Below are 20,684 nucleotides of genomic sequence, written 5' to 3'. Positions count from 1 at the left end.
TACAAGCATTCCCGACAGTACTGTCTTTGTCGGTAAGCAATACGTTTGGCAAGGTGCCAATACACGTAAAGACGCTTTTTTCAAGCGTCTTTTTTTCGTTCTTGTTTTTTCAGCTGTTCATTTTGCTTGTTCCAAAAATCTGGCGGCACATATTCAATGAGCGAATAATCTATTTCGTCCCCGCTTGTGGTCGCCAACTGGACGAGCAGTGGCTCCGCTTTGTTTGCAGGCTCTAGATCCCCCGTTTTGATGGTGATCGCGACTGCTCCCGTCCTTTTCGGTTTTCCTACCACAACGACTTGATTTCCTTTTGTATAAACTTGGGTCACTTCTGTTTGAAAGGCAACGATTTACAAGTCCAGTGATTTTTCATTCTGAAACATGGGGATGGAAAGACCCATATTGTGCTCAAAATCGTACCAGCTGGAAAGTCCGATATCGTATGCAGTAAACAACCGATGGAGGGCATAGTGGATTCGGTTCGGCATATAACTCCAGCGCCCGACAGTGCTGTGCCAATGTTCCTCGTATGCAGGGCGCTGATAGGAGGGAAGGCTTACGATCGTTCGATAAGGGAGTTTTTTTCCTGTTTGCACGATCTCATTGATGGGCAGAACGACTGACGGAAAAGCTCCTTCAGGCAAAAAGGGAGGGTCTTGGAGTTTTACCGGTTCGGGTGGCTCCAGCCGTCTTAGGCGCTCTTTGCATGCATTCGCTCGTTGAGCTTCTTCGAGCTTTTTGTCAAACATCTTGATGTACCCTTCGCCGGATTCATTGGCGCTGGATGCAGTGGCAAAAGATATGCTTGCCAGGGACAGGCAAAACAGAAGACAAGTACATCTGCTTTTCATCGACATTGGCTCACCTCAAGCATAGTTTTGCCAATGAAGGAGAGAACACGGACATGTATTTTTTCAGCAAGCTTGTATGTTCCGTTATCTTACCAATGTCATAGCGTGTCTGGTGTCGCTTGCTACGGAATACAAATCGGTTAGTTTATTTTGTTTGCCATTGTTTATAAATTCCTTTACTCATTTCATCCCGATCTTCTCGGCAACATGAGCAGAAGCGGTATGGACGGTCGCCATATTTGTGCAAAGTCTTGGCAACTGGGGGTCATTGAATGCAAACGCTTTGCAGGCGGCAACCCCTTCTGTGAAACGCATGGTGACGGAGTCGGATAGGATTCTATGCAGGGGCGGAATGGCAGATAGTTCATACAGTTGTTAAACCAGTCTGTTTGTTTCAATCATGCGGACCACCTTTTTTCGTTTTCAGGTGTATTTTTTTGGGGGAGAAAAATGGTAACATATTTTGGATATATTTCACAGAAAACCAATACTATCCATGTTATTGCCTGGTTGTAAAAGCACAGTCTGCTAAAGCCTGGAAAAAGATTTCAACCTGGGAGAAAGCAAAGTCCAAGTAATGGAACTTGCTTTTGCGGAAGTGGTCAATGTCTTGAGGCGGACGGTCAGAGAGGGAGGAGAGACGTTTTGGATTTGTTAATCTTCTTGGGATTGTGTGTGGTTGTACTCTATATCGCCTATTTGCTCATTAAAACAGCCGTAAGAAATGGAATTGATGAGTCAACGAAAGTAGCTAAACTTGAGAAGCTTTTAGCCGAAGTTCGAAATGAGCTTCGGAAGAAAGAAACCGAACAGAAGCAAGAACAAGAGCAGAAGCAAGAACAAGAGCAGGAGCAAATGAATCAGCGGTTAAAACAATACGGCTCATAAACGCGCAGGCGACCGAAGCGGGGAGAATTTCTCACTGCTACTGGAAAATAAAAGGGAGGATACATAAACAAGATCAAAGGTCGACAAACTTACATACAAGAGTGCTGCCATATAAAAAACGACGGAACCGTTGGAATTGGACGATAGTTGGGATAAATCCCGGCCATTTTCACGATAGGGCATTGTTGACACGAAACCAAAAGGTTTTATATAATCAAAAGCGAAACCAATTGGTTTCATAAACCGGCAGAACAAAGGAGAACACATAATGGACTCGAATCAAAAAAACACCGTACCGGATATCAACAAGACGGTTGTGCTTAATGCCCCGATTCAAAAAGTATGGAATACAGTATCCACTGCAGAAGGCATTGCAGCCTGGTTTATGCCCAATGACTTTCAGCCAGTCGTGGGGCACGAGTTCCACCTGCAATCACCTTTTGGTCCCTCGCCGTGCAAAGTCCTGGAAATCGACGAGCCTCACCGCCTTTCTTTTTCATGGGATAAAGATGGTTGGGTCGTTTCTTTTACGTTAAAAGAGTTGGGCAACAAGACGGAATTTACCCTGGTTCACAGCGGATGGAAGCAGCCGGACGCAACTGTGCCGAAGGCCAACGAGGAAGCGGCAGTCATTCGCGACCGCATGAACAACGGATGGGAGTCCATTGTTCATGACAGATTGCGCCAAGCGGTTGAGGGTTAATGTCAGCCGTACAAAAACATGACGTATTTCAGGCGATTGCTGACCCGACTCGCAGAGAGATCTTAAAATTGCTTTCAGAAAAAGAACTGCCTATTTCTGAAATCACCTCCCACTTTCCGATGAGTCGAACAGCAGTTGCGAAACACCTGCAAATACTCTCGGAGGCCGAATTGGTTTGCGGACGCAAGGTAGGGAGGGAAAAGCGTTTCCGCCTTCATCCCGGACCGTTAAGCGAATTGAAAGAGTGGCTCTCTTATTACGAACAGTTTTGGACGAACAAATTGTCGATCCTTACACATGTGGTCGAGTCTCAGCCGGAGAGCGGAGACTGAATGGACGCCAGCGTAGCGCTGGTGTCTTTTTTTCGCTGGATGTTCGAAAACGTGAATCGGCCATGCCTTTCAGAGAATGGTTTTGTCAATTGACGCTCCAAGGCGGCTACCGGCAAAAATTAAAAAAATCCGTTTTACCGCATAAATGAATCCTTATCGAGGTAGCAGCTGTTCTGTTTTTCTCTTACCATCGAAACAAACATGCTGAGTAGAGGCTGTTTGCGGAAGGAGAAGGATGTTCAAATGTTGCGAATTCGATTCGGCATTTTCTTTAGCGTTTTTGTCGCGATGGTCGGCTTGATGATCATCGCCCCCGTCATGCCTCCGTTGATACGCGGGCTGGGGTTGAGCGAGACTCACTCAGGCTTGATCATTTCGCTGGGATCTATCGCGATGGCGGCAATGGCTCCGGTATGGGGAAACTGGAGCGATGTAAAAGGCAGAAAGCCCGTTATATTAATCGGCTTTCTCGGGATGCTGGCAAGCTATGTACTGTTCACAGCGACGATGTATGTCGGTCTGGCCGGGCTCGTCAGCGGCGGTTTTTTGGTTGTGATGCTGATCGTGGCACGAGGTCTGGTCGGGATGTTTATTCCTGCTGTTCCGTCGTCGGCGCAAGCGTATATGGCTGATATCACGGATGAAAAAGGCCGTTCGGCGGGAATGGCCGTAATCGGGGCAGCTAATGGAATGGGACTGGTACTTGGTCCGGCGATTGCCGGTGCTTTTGCACTCATCGATCTGATCTGGCCGCTCTATATCGGTTCGCTGTTGCCTTTGGTGGCATTTGGCGTGGTCCTGCTGATGATCCCGGCTCAAAAACCGGTGATTCGGGAAAAGCCGAAGAAGGTGAAACCGTTTCAAAAAGGCGTCCACCTGTATTTGTTTGCCGGATTGGCTACGATGCTCAGCATTATCACCTTGCAAGTCGTCGGCGGCTTTTATTTCCAGGATCAATTATCCCTGTCTACCCGGGAAACCGCACGAATGATCTCCATGGGACTGATGCTCAGCGGTGTTGCGATGATTGTTACGCAAGGCTTACAAATGAAAAACCCGAAATGGCAGCCCAAGCCGCTGATCCTGGCTGGCTCGCTGCTTCTGGTGAGCAGCATGGCGCTTTTTTTGTTCGTCATCAGCATGGCAGGTTATTACGCAGCGTTTTTCCTGTTCGGGATTGGGGCCGGGCTGATGATGCCGGGATTTATGACGGGAGCATCGCTTGCAGTTTCCCACGAGCAGCAGGGGGGAGTAGCAGGGCTTGTGGGAGCAGTTCAGGGCATATCTGCTGTGATCGCCCCTATTCTCAGCACGAGCCTTTACCCGCTAGACAAACATCTGCCTTTCGTCTTTGTGGCCCTATTCGTCATCATTATGGCTGTTACGCTGCTTGCTGTCCGAACGCAGACAGGGGCGGCAATCGAGACTACTGCTGCCCATCAGGACGTAAGCAAATAGCATCGAGTCTTTTTGCTTTGCGGTTTGAGCGGACATCCTGACAGCAAAAATCGATACTCAGCCACCATGTTTCCTTTTGGTGGCTTTTTTGTGTTCGGTGAATACCTAATAATTGGTAATAGGTCCTCTAGGATTGAACCAAAAATACAGGAGAAACACTTTCTATCGATGTTTTGCCAGTACCCGAATGATTGCACCCGATTGATAGATTCCCATCTTCAAATCTTCTAACGGCGCAAAGGCGTAAGTCAGGCGAAGATAATGGTTGGATTCTTGCCATAAATATTTGGAAGGTACGATACACTGCAAAGGTCGCTGCAGCCGCTTTTTACAATCTTTGTTGACAATGATTTTCATTATTATTTAAACTGTGAATAATAAGTTTGCTTGTTTCCCGTGGAAACTTCTTCTCCTCCAAGGTGGAACCGCTCGTATGGTCATTTTATCAAACAGGGGAGGGAGGGAGCTGGTTTGAAGCTTCAACTGGATACCCATGACTTGGGGTGCATGATCGAGGAGCTAAGCGATGTCACCGTCTCTCCTCAGCCTGAACAGCACTTTCAATCCATTCCGATATTGGGAGGGGCTGCTCAATTGCAGCGGATTTTGCTCCGAACAGGCATGGAGATCAATTTGTATGAGGGAAGCATTCACGAGCCTGTGACGTTGGACGTCGGGGTCCGTTATCCTCACCTGGAAATCGGTTATACGCTTTCAGGTCAAGGTTTCTGGGAAACGGCTGGCTCATCCCGGGGGTATTGTTTGGCACCTGGCGTTTCCCATCTCATCTATATTCAAGATTCGAAGCTGCGTTTCGAACTGCTTCCCGTGGAGAGGTACGTGCATCTGGAACTTCGGGTCGACGTTCGGTATTTCCGGGAACTGCTGCCCGAACTTTCCCGGATATCGGAGAAACCATCCTTTTGCAGGCAAACCGCCGGCTCGCCCCATCTTTCGCTTATCGCCGAGCAAATCAAACAGTGCCCTTATTCCGGCAAGCTCCAAAGGATGTTCCTCGAAGGAAAAGCGTATGAGCTCCTGGTCCATCATTTGGATGCGGCGGAAAAAGTGGAAAAACGGGTTCGTGCGGAATCCAAGCTGAATGCAGGTGATATCCAGTGCCTTCATTATGCGAGAGAGATTTTGACACGCACGTGGAGAGAGCCTCCCGGTTTGCTTGAGCTGGCCAGACTCGTCGGCCTTAACGACTACAAGCTCAAGCTCGGCTTTAAGCAATTGTTCGGCACAACGGTCTTCGGCTATGTCCGAGGCCTGCGAATGAGTGAAGCCCGTAAATTGCTGGAGCAAGGAAAGGCCAATGTCAGCGAGGCAGCTGTGATGGTCGGTTATCACAATATAAGCCATTTTGCTTCCCTGTTCCGCAAAACGTTCGGTTATAACCCAAGCGAAATCGCAAGAGCAAAGGAGTCGGGCCAAGGATGAAACACAACGTCACGATAGGGGAGGCAGAGATCTCCTCGGAGGAAAAGCTGGAGGTGTTCGTTGAGTCTGCATACGACGCTGGCGGGGAAGTGCTGCCTTCCGCTTTTCTGGCAAGCATCGTGTATGAAACAAAGAGCTAGTATTTCCGAAAAACAGTGAACGCTCAAAAAGATTGTTTCTTCGAACAAGAAAACGGGAATGCGGTGCTCCCCTCACTGAAGAAATGATCCGTACACTGAATCCGGAGAGAAATGTGAAAGAGGCAATGGAGGAAATACGTAACTGTGCTATTGACTGATGAAGGCCAAGTACGTTCCAACACGCCAAGACGGGCTTACCGCTCGGTATACGTGCACAAGAGTGCTCTATAAGGGCCGCTGCGTATGTCAAGGTATCAAAGGCTCGGTAGGCCACGCTCCCGATTCGGGCCTGGTTTCAATATAAAGGGCAATCTGCTTCAGAAGCTCCTGTTTTTTGGTCTCATCGATATGTGTGAGGATAGAGTGAACTACTTCGCCTTCCTGTACCTGAAATTTGCGAATCCGGGGGCAGGTGAGCGATGGGAGCCATTTGCGGTCGGCGAAAGGAATTCCGGTGCGATATCTGTCACGCTGACTCTGCCATTGCTATATTCCAAGAAGGCGTAATTATGAATCCCAACCTGTGGGGGAGTGCGTTTCACGATGTCTTCAGGTACGATAGAGATCAAACTGAGAGATGTGGTGATGCAAGCATGAGAATCAAACAAATCGAATGGGAACCTGCTGACCGGATTCCTTATGTAACGGCAATGCCGGGGAACCAGGGTATTTGCTTGCGCTGAACCAGATTTTACGGAAAAAGCCCGATGTGCTGTTGCTTCACCAGGGGCCCGAAGGAGTGAACTCCGGCCAGTTGGGACATGCCGGTATACGGACGGTATTGGAGGCTGGAGAGAGCACGCTGGTGTTCTGCGGGCATGTGCACTGGGAACAGCCTTATGCTGAGCTGCCGAATGGGACGCAAATATGCAACGCGGATGGCAAAGCGTTTATATTCTCAAGGTAGAACTCATCAACTACTATCGCTGCATATGTCAGAAACGCGGCTTTACGATCCGGATCTATGAACGGGTTTTTAGGATAAACATGTACATAATAGTAGTGCACGCATAGGTGAACAGACATTCTCTGTCGATTTTTCGCTAGGAAGGTCCACTTAACCAGAAAAGAGAGCTGATGCGAGGTATGAACAACCTGACAAAATTCAAGATAGAAAAACCGGCTAAAGAAGTGTTTGAGGCATTCGTAGACCCTTTGAAAATCGGGAATTTCTGGTTTTCGTCAAGCTCTGAAAGATGGGAACAAGGCAAGACGATCACACTGAAATACGATCTTTATGATGCAACAGCGGAGATTCACGTAATCGAAGTGGAGGTCGATAAAAAAATCGTGTTCAAATAGGGGCCCCCCGAAGAGGAACACGTGGTTGCCATTACCCTGACAGAGTTGGATCATTCCAGTACGATTATTGAAGTAAACGAAGAAGGCTTTAATGAGAATGATGAAGAGCTGATAAGCAAATTGGTGGACAACAAAGAAGGGTGGGTATTTATGCTGACCTGTCTGAAAGGGTATTTGGAGTTTGGTGTTCGCAATTTGAGAGGAGGATTAGTAAAGGAATAGAAAATGAGTCGGCGACAGGCGGAGTGAAACCCCATGGATTGCGGGTTTCACTCCATTTTTCTGGAGCCATTGCTGCCCTGTTTTCAAACCACCGGTTTCCGGCAAGCTTCCGCTTCTGCCAAAACGCTTGTCATGCCGCTTTCACAGGACAATCCTTATGTCCTCAATCAGCCGTGATTAACGATCTGCTTCGGTGTACCCCTGCCTTCCAGCATAATAAGGTTCTCCCGGATCGATATCGATAACGACGCGATGTGGGGCCGCGAGCGCATATTGGTGCTCGCAGCGCCAACGCATATCTTCGCTGAAACCGACAGTTTCCCCGTCAGCGATCACGTCTCCCTGGTGAAACAAATAATAGCCAATATTCATTAAATGATCGGCAACCTCAGAAGGGTCGAGATCATAAAAATGGCACTGAACATCGGGAATGCCAAGTGCAGCGAGACCGATCGAGTCCATCAGGCCTTCCGCCCGACCGCTTCCCGTCCCTTGCACGTTATAAAAGCGTATATTCATAGCTCCATATAAGATGGCACCTTCTTCGATGGCAGCCAAATAAGCCTGGGGCTCTACAAGCTTGTCACTCGCCCGAAAGTAGATCGCATCGCAAGGAGCTGCTTCCAGTACCGCTCGAAGGGCGCCGGTGAAAAGCTGCAATCTTGCTTGAGGCTCCAGCCCGGATGCCATCATATCGACCAAAAGGAGTGAATAGTTGCATTCGTTTAGCGTTTGAGCTGCTTCTTGCCAATGCCAGGACTGCTGAATCGCGGTCTCGTATTCTGCCGCAGGCCGGCTCTCGAAATTCAGTAAGCTGGTCTGAGCGGGCATTTCTCCTTCCGCGTACTGTACCATGTAGTTTAAATGGAAGAAGTGCATCAGCAGCTCCTTATCGGCTTCGTTGGCTTCCCAAACAGCAAGGGCAGGGTCATCTGTTTTTTCCCGGTCCGGCTGTTCGATTTTGCCCGTGTAGAGATTCATTTTTTCATAGAGGAGCGCCCGATCCAGTTTTGGCTGCTGCCTGTATTTCAGTTCAACCCCATAAACCCGTGCAAACCCAAAGTCTTTCTCCTGATCCAGAATATCCTTCTTTTCCATTTTTTCCTCCTTGGCCGAAGCGTTGATTGTAACCCGGTTCCGCGTTGTTTTTTTTGCCCTCAGCTTGCATACAGGGAGTATGTACGGTCGAAGCGTCCTTTCAGCAAATCCTGCTCCGGATAAAAAATGAGAGCTCGCTCGCCGTAATAGTCCTATTATATAAGGTGCTTCCATCTGCTTCCATCATATTTTTCACCTGAAACCGGATGCACACCAAACATAGACTGGAATCCAGCTAAGTATTGCGAGATTCCACATCGTTCAGGAGGGATCATTCCACTATGAGAGTAACGCCATATTAATAGCGGAAGGAGCTTTTTTGCGAAACGAGGAGGTTTAAGTAACGCTCGTCTCCAAACAGGCTATTTGATCAATGAGAGGGTAACCTCTACGGCATGATTGATAAAGGAGCGGTCCGGGCGAGATTTCATCATGACGGTGAGCCCGATGACCGACACGACAAGCGTTTGCGCAAGAGCTTTTGCATTCTTGACTGTCTTCAGTTCTCCCGTTTGTATCCCTCGTTCAAGCGTTTCCTGAAAAATCGCCGAAAGATACATCTGATGCTCCCTCGTAAGAACTTCAAACTTCTCATCGTGTGGTGCAAGCTCGACCATTGTGTTGATGCAGAAGCATCCCCGGGCCGGATTTTGGTCATAGTCCTCAGCGGTCAAGCTTTCAAAAAAAGACCGAAACGCGTCTTTCACAGACGGATGTTTTTGGAGTGCCGCCCGGGCACGGGAAGCGTGGAATCGTGTATATTTCCTCAGCGCTGCTTCGAACAACTCTTTTTTGTCCCCGAAAGCTGAATAGATGCTTGGCCGTTGGATGCCCATTTCAGCCGTCAAATCGCTGAGTGAAGTCGCTTCGTATCCCTTTTTCCAAAATACATGCATGGCTGCGTCCAATGCTTTTTCCACATCGAATTCTCGTGAGCGAGCCATCACAACAACCCCTTTTTATATCGAACGGTATGATATGATTTTATATTTCTGCCAGTATTGTGTCAAATCGAGAAGAGAATTTTGTTGACATATGAAGTTCGCGAGCTGTATAAATGGGAAAGGATAATTATGTACCGATCAGTATAAAATTTTTCTTCGCTATGAAACTGGAGGGTTGTAGCTTGAGTGGAGAGGGGCTTTCCCAAAAAACAGAAGTCGTTGTCGATCAAAAGGACGGAGCCATTGCGGACAGGGGGCAACCGGAGTCCGCTACTGCCTCTTGTATACCGGTCAGATCGATGTCTCGCTCTGTTGCACTGCTGTTCGCGGCCGCCTGCGGGATGGCTGTAGCCAGTATCTATTTCGCTCAACCGCTGCTCGACTCTTTGGCTCGGGAGTTCGGACTTCGTCATTCATCGATTGGCATTGTGATTACCGTTACCCAACTTTGTTATGGTCTTACCCCTGTCAAGTAGACAGACTTTAATAAGCCCTTTCATTTCAATGTTAGTTAAGCTGCTTGAGCTCGGTATTGTACCGGGCTCAGGTTGTTTAAGCGGGTCTGAAAACGTTTGTGATTGTAAAAACGAATGTAGTTATGAATGGCGTTCTGTACTTCTTCATCCGTTTTGAAGTTGTGTAAATACAGACACTCTGATTTCAGATGGCTGAAAAAGCTCTCGATACAAGCGTTGTCCAAACAATTTCCTTTTCTGGACATACTCGCCGTGATGTTATATTGTTGGAGTAGTTGGTTATATTGTCGGGATGTGTATTGGAATCCTTGGTCGCTATGCAACAGGACTCCGTTCACATCTCCTTTTTTTATGGCAGCCTTGACCGTATCGATCACCAGCCGCAGATCGTTTCTTTTGCTCAACTTGTAGGCAACAACTTCGTTGTTGAACAGATCGTAAATAACAGATAAATATAGTCGACGTCCGCTGAAAATTACGTAAGTAATATCGGTTACCCATTTTTCGTTCGGACGTGAAGCAGTAAATTCACGGTTCAGTTTATTTTCGGAAATCACGACCTTCTCTTTGTGGCCGAAATGTTTTCGCTTCTTCCGAATACAAGCCTGGATGCCTAGTTCTCTCATGAGCCGATACACCCGCTTATGATTCACGTGAATCCCATACTTTTGACGAAGCCACACCTTCACTCGCGGATAACCGTATATTTTGTTTACCTCTTGATGACACTCCAAAATCTTTGTCTTCAAATCCTCATCCTCCACCAACTTGCTAGACAGACTCTGTTGTCGGGCTACCCACTTGTAATAACCACTTCGCGAAACACCTGCGAGAGAGCACAACATAAGAATCGGATATCTTTCAGACAGTTCCTTTATAATGGCGTAGGCTTTGGCTTGTTCTCTTTGATTCTTCACCGCCTTTCGAGTCCGAGCCACTTTTTTAGATACTCATTTTCTGCTCGTAACCGAACATTTTCCTCTTCCAAACTCATGGGGTGTTTCCGCGGCCTTCCTTTCCGAAATCCTCTGGACTTGCCTCGTTTTTCTTCAAGCCCCTCCAGCCCTTCATTCTCAAAGTGTCTGACCCATCTCATCACGATTTTATGACTCGGTATACCAAGCTCTCTTGCGATTGTGGTGCTTCCAACTCCCTCTTCGAAATAGAGCCGAACAGCTTTTTCTTTGATTTCTTTGGAATAAGTCGTACGTATTTTCCCCATAGAAAAATCCCCTCCAAGTAAACAGTAAGGGACTTGCTTTTTCCTGTCTACTTAAAGGGGATAATATCATTATGCATTGGGGCTTTTTTTACTGGTGCCGCTTGGAGACTTGTTGAACAGACGCCGACTGATTCTGTGCCACATGCTTTTGTCCGTACTTGCGCTAACCGTAGTAGGTACTGCTCCTGCCGCTTCGATCCTGTTGGCAGGCATGGCTGTAATCGGCTTTTTGGCCGTTGTGACCCAGACGCTTGTCGCATATGCTTCAATTTTGGCTGCCCCATCCGAACGGGGGCGAATTGTCGGCCTGGTGACGAGCGGGGTGGTCATTGGCATATTGCTGGCGAGAACATTTGCAGGCATTTTGACCGACATTGCCGGCTGGCGCTCAGTTTATCTCGTCTCTGCAGCAATGATGCTGCTCATGGTCGCCGCTTTGGTCATAGTGCTGCCTCGCGAAGAAAGCGAAAAAACGTCGATGACATACTCGCAGCTGCTGGGCTCCGTTATTGACTTATTCGTGCAGGAGAGAATTCTGCGGATTCGGGCTGGGCTTGCTTTGTTGATTTTTGCTGCATTCAGCATATTATGGACTTCACTCGTCTTGCCGCTTAGCTCGCCGCCGCTTTCGCTATCCCATACCGCCATCGGGGCCTTCGGCTTTGCCGGAGTTGCTGGAGCATTGGCAGCAGCCAGAGCAGGCCGGCTCGCGGATCGAGGCTTCGGAGAGTGGACCACCGGTATCGCGCTCACATTGCTGATCGTGTCCTGGCTCCCGATCTCCTATGCTGAAAACTCGCTGCCTGTTTTGATTGTTGGCGTGGTTATCCTGGATTTGGCGGTGCAGGCCGTCCATGTGACCAATCAGAGCATTCTCTTTACCGTACGCCCCGAAGCGCGCAGCCGCCTGACCGCCGGCTACATGGTTTTTTATTCCATCGGAAGCGCGTCCGGTTCGATTGCTTCGACCAGCATGTACGCCTATGCGGGCTGGAGTGGCGTTTGCCTGCTTGGGGCAACAGTCAGCATAATGGCTCTACTGTTATGGACATTCACCCGGCGTCGGATTTCATGTTAGAGGAAGATGATGTCTGGTTCTGGAGCGATAATTCGCTATAATGGTTGTAGATGGTTTACAAGTTTTTGAGGCGAGGTGAACACACATGTCACTTGAAAGAAGTACAACCGTTCAAGTGGATGCGTCGGGCTCCGGGCAAACCAGCACGGAGATATAACAATGCTTTTGTTCGGAGCCGCCTTCCAAACCATATAGGCTGATATATCTTGTGCAGGCTTTGCTCACTATTTACACAAATCTGTAGATAGGAGCGGCGAGAATGAAGCACGAAAAAGCAAAAAATATTTTGCCAAAGCACGTGATCGAATGCATTCAACAATACATTGACGGCGCGTATGTGTATATTCCCAGAAAAGCTGAAAAACGCAAGGCGTGGGGCGAGCTGACCGGAGTTCGTGCTCAGCTCAAAATCCGAAATCAAAACATCTATAAAAGCTTCTTGCAAGGCGATTCCATTGCGGAGTTATCTCAGCGACATTATCTGACGGAGCAATCGATCCGCAGAATTATCCGGGAAGAAAAGAAGCGCGTGTAAAAGGGAGCGATATTTGATGTGATCCATCGAGATACTTCAAATATCGCTTTTTCTTATTGAAATGATTCTGTTTGATTCGGGTGCATGCATGCGCTTGAGAAGCATGAATAGAGATGGTAGGGTGGGAGACAAATGATGCAGCAAACAGAGGAGCGAGAGTGATGACTCAAAACATCTATGACAACGAGGAATTCTTCAAAGGGTATAGTCAATTGAGACGTTCCATAAGCGGGCTGGATGGTGCACCGGAATGGCCGACACTGCAGTCCATGCTCCCGGATTTGCACGGTGCCCATGTTCTTGATTTGGGATGCGGGTTCGGCTGGTTCTGCCGCTGGGCCAAAGAAAATGGCGCCTCAAGTGTAGTCGGGATCGACATTTCTGAGAACATGCTGACCAGAGCGAAACGGGAAACGCAGGATTCCCAGATTGCCTATCTGCGGGCAGACATGGAGAGCCTTGAATTAAAGCGAGACTCATATGATCTGGTGTACAGTTCGCTGGCATTTCACTATATCGAAAACGTGCAGGGCTTGTTAAAGGAAGCGTACGCATCTCTCAAACCAGGGGGGAGTCTGGTATGTTCAGTAGAACATCCGATTTATACGGCTTCTAGCGGGCCTGGATGGATCAAGCATCCTGACGGTCACAAGACGTGGCCAGTCGACAACTATCAATATGAGGGTGTACGGAAAACCGATTGGCTGGTCGAAGGAGTAGTCAAGCAGCATCGGACGATGGGCACATATTTGAATTTGCTGATTGGGCTTGGTTTTACAATAACCCGTGTAGTAGAGTGGGGACCCTCCAGTGAACAAGTTGCCTCCCATCCTGAGTGGGAAGAGGAGCTTCATCGCCCTATGTTTTTGCTGATTTCGGCTCGAAGATCCTAATCATCTTATAGCCAAGAGAAAGGAGATGTGGATAATGAATCACTGTCATTTGCTCCACATCGAGTTCGAGTACGATGGACATAAACAGAGCATCACGCCTGTTCTTCTTCAAGATGAGCAGGATCTTATTCTCGTCGATTGCGGCTATCCGAATTTTATCCCGCTTCTTGAAAAAGCGGCTCTCCAGAATGGCATCGCATTCGATTTGCTCACCAAAGTCATCGTGACACATCACGATATGGATCATATCGGTTCGCTGGCAGAGCTGAAACGGAAGTACCCCCAGATCGAAGTCATTGCCCACGAACGGGAGGTTCCCTACATCGAGGGTACGAAAAAATCGTTGCGGCTTGAACAGGCGGAATCGACCTACGATGCGTTGCCGGATGAAGCAAAGCCGCAAGCTGAACAGTTTATTCAGTTCCTTGCTTCTATTGAAACCGTTTCAGTAGAAAGAGCCGTTTCCAATGATGAGAGGCTGCCTTGGTGCGGCGGCATTGACATCGTCCACACACCAGGGCATATGCCAGGCCATATTTCGTTGTACCTTTCTTCCAGCAAAACGCTGATCGCGGGAGATGCAGTCGTAATGGAAGAAGGCAAGCTGAATATCGCAAATCCGCAGTATGCTTTGGACCTGGACGAGGCTGTTCGGTCCGTGCATCGATTGCTTTCCTGCGACATTGAGCGGCTCATCTGCTATCATGGAGGCTTGTTTCCTGGTGATGCCAAGAAAGCCTTGCTGGAACTCGCTCGTAAGTACGAGAGGTAAATCGTACCGGAGACTTGCCCTGAGCAGCGTATTGATACTTTTCTCATAACAGGATCATCCAAGACCTCCCGTTTCCAGGCGAACAGTAGATGGATTTGGCATAAATTAACATCCAACAGGTGGAATGGCCGCGTGAATCTACTATAATGGTAAAGAAAAGCAGAGGTTGAGATTTTACCTCGGTGCCAGATGATCTGTTTGGAGCTACAAAAAGAATGAGAATCGCAAAAATGGCGCGAAGGAGACGTTTGCACATGCGACAATTGCTAGAGGAAATCATAGAGCAGCTGCGATTCGATTTGCCTGGTCTAGCCGCATCCTTTAATCCCCCTGCAACAGAGGAGGAGCTTCGCAAGGCCGAGGAGGAACTGGGTTTTTCCCTTCCTGCTGAACTGCGGGAGCTTTACCAGATACACAATGGGCAAAGCGAGGATGGCCCCGGCTTCTTTTTTGGCCTTCCGTTTCTTTCGCTGGAAGACATGCTCGCAGAATGGAGAGTATGGGCGGAATTGGAGGAAGAGTACGCCATGGAAGGCGGGCATTATTCCGTTCCCGCCGCTTGGATCAAAGAAAGATACATAAACCGCTATTGGCTGCCGATCAGCAAAGACTGGGGCGGCAATCATTTAGGGATCGATCTGGATCCGGACGAGAAAGGTGTAAGCGGCCAAGTAATCAATTTCGGCCGCGACGAAGAGGTCAAGTATGTGGTAGCTCGTCGTCTCACCGATTTCCTGCAATGTATCCGAGATACGGCACGCGAGGGAAATTACAGTGTCGATCAAGAGGAAGACTACACCTCCTGGAGCTTTGGCCGGGAGGGAGAGGTACACTTTCTCGATGCCATTCGCGGGATGAATTTGCCCGTTCTCGAACCATTCCGCGCAGCTTCAGAAGTACCAGACGCAGACGTGTGGTTTGAAGGCCTCGACGACGAATGGAAGAAAAGGATACTCGAGTCAAGCAGTTCACCAGAGGCTTTTCTTCGCAGGAAAAAGCTGCTTTTTATACAGCAGGGACTTACTGATATCGCTCCGCTTGGTTCTTGCAGTGAGGTGCGCGAACTGATTCTTAGCGGAAACGAAATTCGTTCGATTGAGCCATTGAGCGGCTGCAAGCATCTGAAAAGATTGTATTTGGTGAAAAATCCGGTATCGGATCTGCGGCCATTGCGAGGTTTGGAGTATTTGCAGGAACTGAATCTTTCCGGTACGGCCGTCACGGATGTAACCCCTCTTGGCTGCTTGCCAAAATTGACAAACCTGGATATTCAGCATACACCTATTCGTGATTTTTCACCGTTATCATCGATCAAGGGTTTGCGTTTGTTGGAAGTTAGCGAGCCGGATGCGGAGCAGCTTCGAAGTCTGTCGGCGCTCACTCAGCTTACAGAGCTGACCCTTGCTGGACTCGGTCAAGTAAGCGAGAGCGATTTGAACGCGATCGGACAACTGGTAAACTTGCAAACGCTTCAGCTGGAAGGGGTTTCTTTGCCAGGTCTTGCGTTTCTGGGAAATTGCCGCAGGCTTCAAAAAATAGTGATAAAGGATTCGACGATTGGGGATGTTTCAGTCTTGGCCGGGCTTACTAAACTTCAGTCCCTGGAGCTGAACGGTTGTCCCGATATCGGGAAGCTGGAGGAGCTGGCCCGGTCGGCCTCTTTGAGGAAAATAACGGCTTCCTTCCAGCAATTCGCACGATTAAAGGATTGTTTTGACCGAAAAATCGACTTTTCCACGATGATCGGGGAAATGACAGACGAAGAAGAAGAGATCTGGCATCAATATTTGACAGACTAGGCAAACTTCCAGACAATGCGAAACAGGCTAGTGAAAGCACGTCTTCGTTCGCTGTTCAAAGGCCACCTACGAGGGGAACAGGTATAATAAAAGGGCGGAAGCGGACACTAAAAAGGGATGACTTTGCAATGTCTGGAACATAGATAACGATAAATAGGATACAATTCCAATGAAGAAAAACAGGAAGAAAAAGGAGCCAAGATGACAAAGGAAACAGCAAGCACAGAAGCAGGATGGAACTTTGACAACAGTTACGCACGTCTGCCGGAATTATTTTTTTCCAGCCAAGGTCCCACTCCTGTACGGGCACCGAAGCTCATCATTCTCAACGAGTCCCTGGCATCATCCTTGGGATTGAACACTCAAGCGCTGCGCAGTGAAGATGGCGTTTCGGCGTTTGCCGGAAACCGGATTCCCGAGGGCGCTTCCCCGCTCGCTCAAGCTTATGCGGGGCATCAATTTGGGCATTTCAACATGCTCGGGGACGGCCGGGCACTGCTGCTCGGCGAGCAAATTACTCCTGAAGGCGAAAGGGTAGATATCCAGCTCAAAGGCTCAGGCAGAACACCGTATTCCCGAGGCGGAGATGGCCGGGCGGCACTCGGACCGATGCTGCGCGAATACATCATCAGCGAAGCCATGCACGCTCTCGGGATTGCAACGACCCGCAGTCTGGCAGTAGTGACGACCGGTGAGTCCGTTATCCGTGAGACTGACCTGCCCGGTGCGATTCTCACGCGCGTGGCCGCCAGTCATTTGCGGGTCGGTACCTTTCAGTACGCAGCAAACTGGGGGACAGCCGAGGAGCTCCGGGCTCTGGCTGACTATGCGATAAAGCGGCACTATCCGGACATTGAAAACAGTGAAAATCGCTATCTGTCGCTGCTTCAGGAAGTGATCAGGCGTCAGGCGGAGCTCATTTCAAAATGGCAGCTAGTCGGCTTTATCCACGGCGTCATGAACACCGACAACATGACCATCAGCGGGGAAACGATCGATTACGGTCCTTGCGCCTTTATGGATACGTACGACCCGGAGACGGTATTCAGCTCGATTGATATCCAGGGCCGCTACGCCTATGGCAATCAGCCGTATATCGGCGGGTGGAATCTCGCCAGATTTGCCGAAGCCCTATTGCCGCTGCTGCATGACGACGAAAAGCAGGCGATTGAACTGGCCCAAAATGAGCTTTCCACATTTTCGAAGCTGTACTACCACAATTGGCTTGCGGGAATGAGAGCAAAGCTGGGAATAAGCAACGCGGAAGAACAGGATGAAGCCCTTATTGAAGACCTCCTCCGTATGATGCGAAATTATCGGGCGGACTATACCAATACCTTCCGTGCTTTGACTTTTGACAAGCCGGAGGACACACCGATGAACGGCACCCCGGAGTTTGCACAGTGGCATGAGCAGTGGCAGGCGAGACTTGGCAGGCAGAAGGAATCGAAAGCAGCCGCACAGCAGTTGATGCGCAGCAGCAATCCGGCTGTCATTCCACGCAATCACCGGGTAGAAGAAGCACTGGAAGCTGCGGTCAACGACGGGGACTACAGTGTAATGCATCGGTTGCTTGAGGTTCTTTCGAAGCCCTATGAGCATTCGCCTGAGCAGGATGAATACTGCACACTGCCGGCTGAATCAAACCGCCCGTACAGAACCTATTGCGGTACCTGATTAAAAACAACGGACTACCCCCACAATGCCAAAACAATACATTTCATCTGCATGACTACGGGTATGTATACCGTAGTCGATGGTGCAAGCGCCCTTTCCTGTATATTGCAAAATCCACAGGATATTCCGTGGATTTTCCTTTTTGGTTCGTTTGTTCTAATTTTGTCTAGGTCTCTTCGTTTTTGCAGCTCTTGTCAAAACCAGTTTTACAAAGGTAGCCAGCCCCAGGTACCCAAAGAGCGGATAAAGAAACAGAAGCAAATCGGAATAACCGATAAAGCAAAGCAGAAAGCTTACGGCAAATAAAGCAAGATAGACTCTCGTTTCCGGAATGTTCACGAGCTCCCGTACTTGCTGTCCGATCCCGAAGACGTTTGAGATGAGGGTCGTAAAAATTTCCGAGTAAAGGACAAAAACAAAGAACAGCTGCAGCCAGTCATTCCACTGTCCGGTGATGAAGATGATCGGTACTTCCAGATGGCGGATCTGTTCCCAATTGGCGAGCATGGCGATATGAGAGCTGAGCATCATGAATCCAAGACCGCAGCCGCCTATGATGCCGGCTCTTTTTAAGACTGCACGCTCCTTGATGGCGTAACCGATCGGGATGAGTACGGCTTGGGCCATCGCCAGATTAAAGGAGACGTACAAGACTGCCTGCCACAAAATTTCGAAGGAGTCCGGCGGAGGGAAGGGGAGCGGTGATGCTACGTCGCCATCGATCAGAATCAGAAAGGAAAAGAGCAGCATAGTGGGCACGACAATGGAGTTGATCGCGAGCAGCCGGTCCAACCCTTTTCGGAGGAGCAGAAAAGCTGCTATGGCTGTGGTGATAATCCCGAAGGTATAGGGGAAATTGAATTGCTGTTCCAGTACCGAACCTGCGCCGGCGAGCATCACAGTGGTCACGCCGAGCAAAGTCAAAAATACCAATACATTCATGATTCGTCCTGCAATAGAACCAAACAGCAACCGATTAAACGATTCGTATGAAGGTGTCCCAAGTTGCTGGGCAAGAAGCATCATCCGGTAAGCCAGCCACATGAACAGCCCAGTCGATACCCAGATGGCCCAGGTGCCTGCATCCCCATATGATGTAAAAAAAGCAACGATTTCCTGACCGCTGGCAAAACCAGCTCCGACAATCGTTCCGATGTAGGTGGCTGCCACCTGTACACTTTTGATCCACAGTTTCATAAGTGAGGCCCGACCTTTCCTCCAGCTTGCTTCTACCATTTTATGGAGGCTTGGTCAAAATCAGAAGAAATAATGAAGCATTGGCTGAGAAAGTGAAAAAAATCCTCCCGACATGATATTGGCGAATCATGAACGGAGGATTTTTCTTTTCGAGAGGCCGTCCTTTGGCTGTTTAGATGAGGAACATTGCGACGAGGGTCGTTACCAAAAGACCGATCACCACGGGATAAAGATTGCGTCTCGCCAGCTCGAACGGATCGACGCGGCAAATGGCTGCAGCGGGAATCAGCGCCCACGGTATAATCGTGCCGCCCCCGACCCAAATAGCGGAGATTTGCCCCAGTGCCGTCAAAGTAGCGGCTCCCGTTCCCAGAGCAGTGGCAAACAATTGGGCCAGCGACCCGGCGAGGGTAATTCCGGAGAAACCCGAACCATCCAGACCCGTGATGACCCCGATGGCCGTCAAGGCAAGCGCCGCCACTTCCTTGCTTAACGGAATCGTATGTGCCAAAGCAACCCCCAAGTCGTTTACAATCCCCTGCGACCCGGCAGGAAGCGTTTCGCCAAAGACCTTAACGAAACCGCTGTCGCCCATATAAAAGAAGGCAGCGATGGGGATGACCGGACCAAATACTTTAAAACCGAATTGAAAGCCGTGGATTAGGTGATTCGTGACTTTTTCCAGCCCCGCCTGCTTGTGAGCGATCAGTGTGACAGCGAGGAGAATAAACAGAGCAGTTCCTCCGACGAGGGCGGTGGCATCTCCGCCTTTTAGTTGGAGCATGAACATCGCATACACATCGAGGAGGAATAGCAGAATAACTGCGGCAGCAATCCAACCGCGCAAGCCAGCAGCAAGCAGTGTGGAGGCGCTTTTTTTGCCAGAGTCGGAATCTTCAATCTTTTTCAATGGTTCGGCGACAAGTCCGTTCTTCATATCTTTCCTCAAGTACCAAAATGCCGCGACTGTCGTAACCACTCCCATGACGATTACGAGAGGAACACTCGCCGAAATGACGTCTGCAACGGGGAGGCCGGCTGCTTTGGCTGTCAGAGTGGGCGCCCCCTGAATAATAAAATCGCCAGACAAGGCAATGCCGTGGCCGAACAGGTTCATCGCGACTGCGACACCAATCGCGGGAAGACCTACGCGGATGGCTGCTGGGAGGAGGACGGCTCCGACCAGCGCAACGGCAGGGGAAGGCCAGAAAAACCAGGAAATGGCCATCATCACAAGCCCGATCACCCAAAACGCCAGCGCAGGTGTGCGGATGAGCGAAGAGACGGGCTTGATCATCGTCTCATTAATCCCCGTCTCGGATAAAACCTGGCTCATCGCAACGATAATGGATATGACCAGTATCGTCGGCAACAGCTCCGTGATGGCATAAATAAAGCTGCCAAACAGTCCGCCAACCGCTGTTGTGACAGAGCCCGTAGCAGTGAGTCCGAGAACGGCGATCCCGATCATGCACAAAAGACTTGTGTCTCGTTTCATCACCATCGCCGCGATAATGATGAGGACAAACAGGACATATACGCCGTGCAGCCAGAACAATTCTGCACCCATGCCAATCCCCTCCTTGATCGAGTCAGGAGAATGCCTTTGCTGTCACACTATGCAAGGAAACAGGCATGGGTGAAGGCGGAATTT

20 protein-coding genes and 3 pseudogenes are annotated in these 20,684 nt (G+C 49.3%); 15 read left to right on the top strand and 8 right to left on the bottom strand.

The genetic code is table 11. The features are described from left to right. Positions 1–80 precede the first annotated feature (80 nt). Together NST37_RS13315 and NST37_RS13310 are read right to left on the bottom strand one after the other, a co-directional pair. Positions 81–293 (bottom strand): hypothetical protein, encoded by a 213-nt coding sequence (locus tag NST37_RS13315; RefSeq protein ID WP_339185505.1) that lies wholly within the window; start codon positions 291–293, stop codon positions 81–83. Between the two features lie 57 nt (positions 294–350). Continuing rightward, positions 351–851 carry a hypothetical protein gene (locus NST37_RS13310; protein ID WP_339185504.1) on the bottom strand — a complete coding sequence of 167 codons (501 nt, stop codon included), beginning with the start codon at positions 849–851 and terminating at the stop codon, positions 351–353. Positions 852–1,496: 645 nt separating this feature from the next. Between NST37_RS13310 and NST37_RS13305 the strand changes: the two genes are divergently transcribed. The 8 genes and pseudogenes from NST37_RS13305 to NST37_RS13270 all read left to right on the top strand — a co-directional run bounded on the left by NST37_RS13305 (position 1,497) and on the right by NST37_RS13270 (position 7,516). Then, entirely contained in the window at positions 1,497–1,739 is a 243-nt protein-coding gene (locus NST37_RS13305; RefSeq protein ID WP_003390439.1) for a hypothetical protein, read from the top strand. A gap of 268 nt (positions 1,740–2,007) precedes the next feature. Next, positions 2,008–2,442: an SRPBCC domain-containing protein gene (locus tag NST37_RS13300; protein ID WP_003390438.1), complete on the top strand. Its 435-nt coding sequence runs from the start codon at positions 2,008–2,010 to the stop codon at positions 2,440–2,442. Then, positions 2,442–2,774, top strand: a complete 333-nt coding sequence (locus NST37_RS13295) for a metalloregulator ArsR/SmtB family transcription factor (RefSeq protein WP_003390437.1) — start codon at positions 2,442–2,444, stop codon at positions 2,772–2,774. The genes NST37_RS13300 and NST37_RS13295 overlap by 1 nt, the downstream gene beginning before the upstream one ends. 243 nt (positions 2,775–3,017) lie before the next feature. Continuing rightward, positions 3,018–4,232 carry an MFS transporter gene (locus NST37_RS13290; RefSeq protein WP_327956702.1) on the top strand — a complete coding sequence of 405 codons (1,215 nt, stop codon included), beginning with the start codon at positions 3,018–3,020 and terminating at the stop codon, positions 4,230–4,232. Between the two features lie 471 nt (positions 4,233–4,703). Continuing rightward, positions 4,704–5,675, top strand: a complete 972-nt coding sequence (locus NST37_RS13285) for an AraC family transcriptional regulator (protein WP_003390435.1) — start codon at positions 4,704–4,706, stop codon at positions 5,673–5,675. After that, complete coding sequence (locus NST37_RS13280; protein ID WP_155808006.1) at positions 5,672–5,815, top strand: hypothetical protein; 144 nt, start codon at positions 5,672–5,674, stop codon at positions 5,813–5,815. The genes NST37_RS13285 and NST37_RS13280 overlap by 4 nt, the downstream gene beginning before the upstream one ends. 1,086 nt (positions 5,816–6,901) lie before the next feature. Continuing rightward, a pseudogene (locus NST37_RS13275) lies at positions 6,902–7,339 on the top strand (SRPBCC family protein). 33 nt (positions 7,340–7,372) lie between these two features. After that, positions 7,373–7,516 (top strand): hypothetical protein, encoded by a 144-nt coding sequence (locus NST37_RS13270; RefSeq protein WP_155808007.1) that lies wholly within the window; start codon positions 7,373–7,375, stop codon positions 7,514–7,516. On the opposite strand, the gene NST37_RS13265 is transcribed toward NST37_RS13270, so the two are convergent. Together NST37_RS13265 and NST37_RS13260 are read right to left on the bottom strand one after the other, a co-directional pair. Beyond that, positions 7,517–8,437, bottom strand: coding sequence for a DUF4261 domain-containing protein (locus NST37_RS13265; protein WP_003390431.1), 921 nt, complete (start codon positions 8,435–8,437; stop codon positions 7,517–7,519). It lies immediately after the preceding gene. A 362-nt stretch (positions 8,438–8,799) separates the two neighbouring features. Continuing rightward, positions 8,800–9,381 carry a TetR/AcrR family transcriptional regulator gene (locus NST37_RS13260; protein WP_339185501.1) on the bottom strand — a complete coding sequence of 194 codons (582 nt, stop codon included), beginning with the start codon at positions 9,379–9,381 and terminating at the stop codon, positions 8,800–8,802. Between the two features lie 182 nt (positions 9,382–9,563). Between NST37_RS13260 and NST37_RS13255 the strand changes: the two are divergent. Further along, a pseudogene (locus tag NST37_RS13255) lies at positions 9,564–9,836 on the top strand (MFS transporter); the annotation flags it as partial. 56 nt (positions 9,837–9,892) lie between these two features. On the opposite strand, the gene NST37_RS13250 reads toward NST37_RS13255, so the two are convergent. Beyond that, a complete protein-coding gene (locus tag NST37_RS13250; protein WP_339185500.1) occupies positions 9,893–10,774 on the bottom strand; it encodes an IS3 family transposase in 882 nt (293 codons plus the stop codon). Continuing rightward, a complete protein-coding gene (locus tag NST37_RS13245) occupies positions 10,771–11,079 on the bottom strand; it encodes a transposase (RefSeq protein WP_339185498.1) in 309 nt (102 codons plus the stop codon). Before NST37_RS13245 ends, NST37_RS13250 begins: the two co-directional genes overlap by 4 nt. A gap of 70 nt (positions 11,080–11,149) precedes the next feature. Between NST37_RS13245 and NST37_RS13240 the strand changes: the two are divergent. From NST37_RS13240 to NST37_RS13215, 6 genes and pseudogenes are all read left to right on the top strand, one after another. Further along, positions 11,150–12,157: pseudogene (locus NST37_RS13240) on the top strand (MFS transporter); the annotation flags it as partial. Between the two features lie 259 nt (positions 12,158–12,416). Then, complete coding sequence (locus tag NST37_RS13235; RefSeq protein ID WP_024984651.1) at positions 12,417–12,692, top strand: CD3324 family protein; 276 nt, start codon at positions 12,417–12,419, stop codon at positions 12,690–12,692. 161 nt (positions 12,693–12,853) lie between these two features. Further along, entirely contained in the window at positions 12,854–13,585 is a 732-nt protein-coding gene (locus NST37_RS13230; RefSeq protein ID WP_172920250.1) for a class I SAM-dependent methyltransferase, read from the top strand. A 34-nt stretch (positions 13,586–13,619) separates the two neighbouring features. Then, on the top strand, positions 13,620–14,357 hold the full coding sequence (locus tag NST37_RS13225; protein WP_024984653.1) for an MBL fold metallo-hydrolase: 738 nt from the start codon (positions 13,620–13,622) through the stop codon (positions 14,355–14,357). 254 nt (positions 14,358–14,611) lie between these two features. After that, positions 14,612–16,156, top strand: coding sequence for an SMI1/KNR4 family protein (locus tag NST37_RS13220; RefSeq protein ID WP_339185496.1), 1,545 nt, complete (start codon positions 14,612–14,614; stop codon positions 16,154–16,156). Between the two features lie 201 nt (positions 16,157–16,357). Next, the gene (locus NST37_RS13215; RefSeq protein ID WP_003390421.1) at positions 16,358–17,833 is read left to right on the top strand and encodes a YdiU family protein; all 1,476 of its coding nucleotides are present in this window, start codon (positions 16,358–16,360) and stop codon (positions 17,831–17,833) included. A gap of 156 nt (positions 17,834–17,989) precedes the next feature. Here NST37_RS13215 and NST37_RS13210 read toward each other — a convergent pair whose 3' ends face one another. Further along, positions 17,990–19,030 (bottom strand): membrane protein, encoded by a 1,041-nt coding sequence (locus NST37_RS13210; protein ID WP_024984656.1) that lies wholly within the window; start codon positions 19,028–19,030, stop codon positions 17,990–17,992. A gap of 172 nt (positions 19,031–19,202) precedes the next feature. Beyond that, entirely contained in the window at positions 19,203–20,600 is a 1,398-nt protein-coding gene (locus NST37_RS13205; protein ID WP_024984657.1) for a hypothetical protein, read from the bottom strand. Between the last annotated feature and the right edge of the window lie 84 nt (positions 20,601–20,684).

The organism is Brevibacillus sp. FSL K6-6036 (genome assembly GCF_037964015.1).
Classification (GTDB): Bacteria; Bacillota; Bacilli; order Brevibacillales; family Brevibacillaceae; genus Brevibacillus; species Brevibacillus borstelensis.
This window is presented reverse-complemented; position numbering and strand designations above follow the sequence as displayed.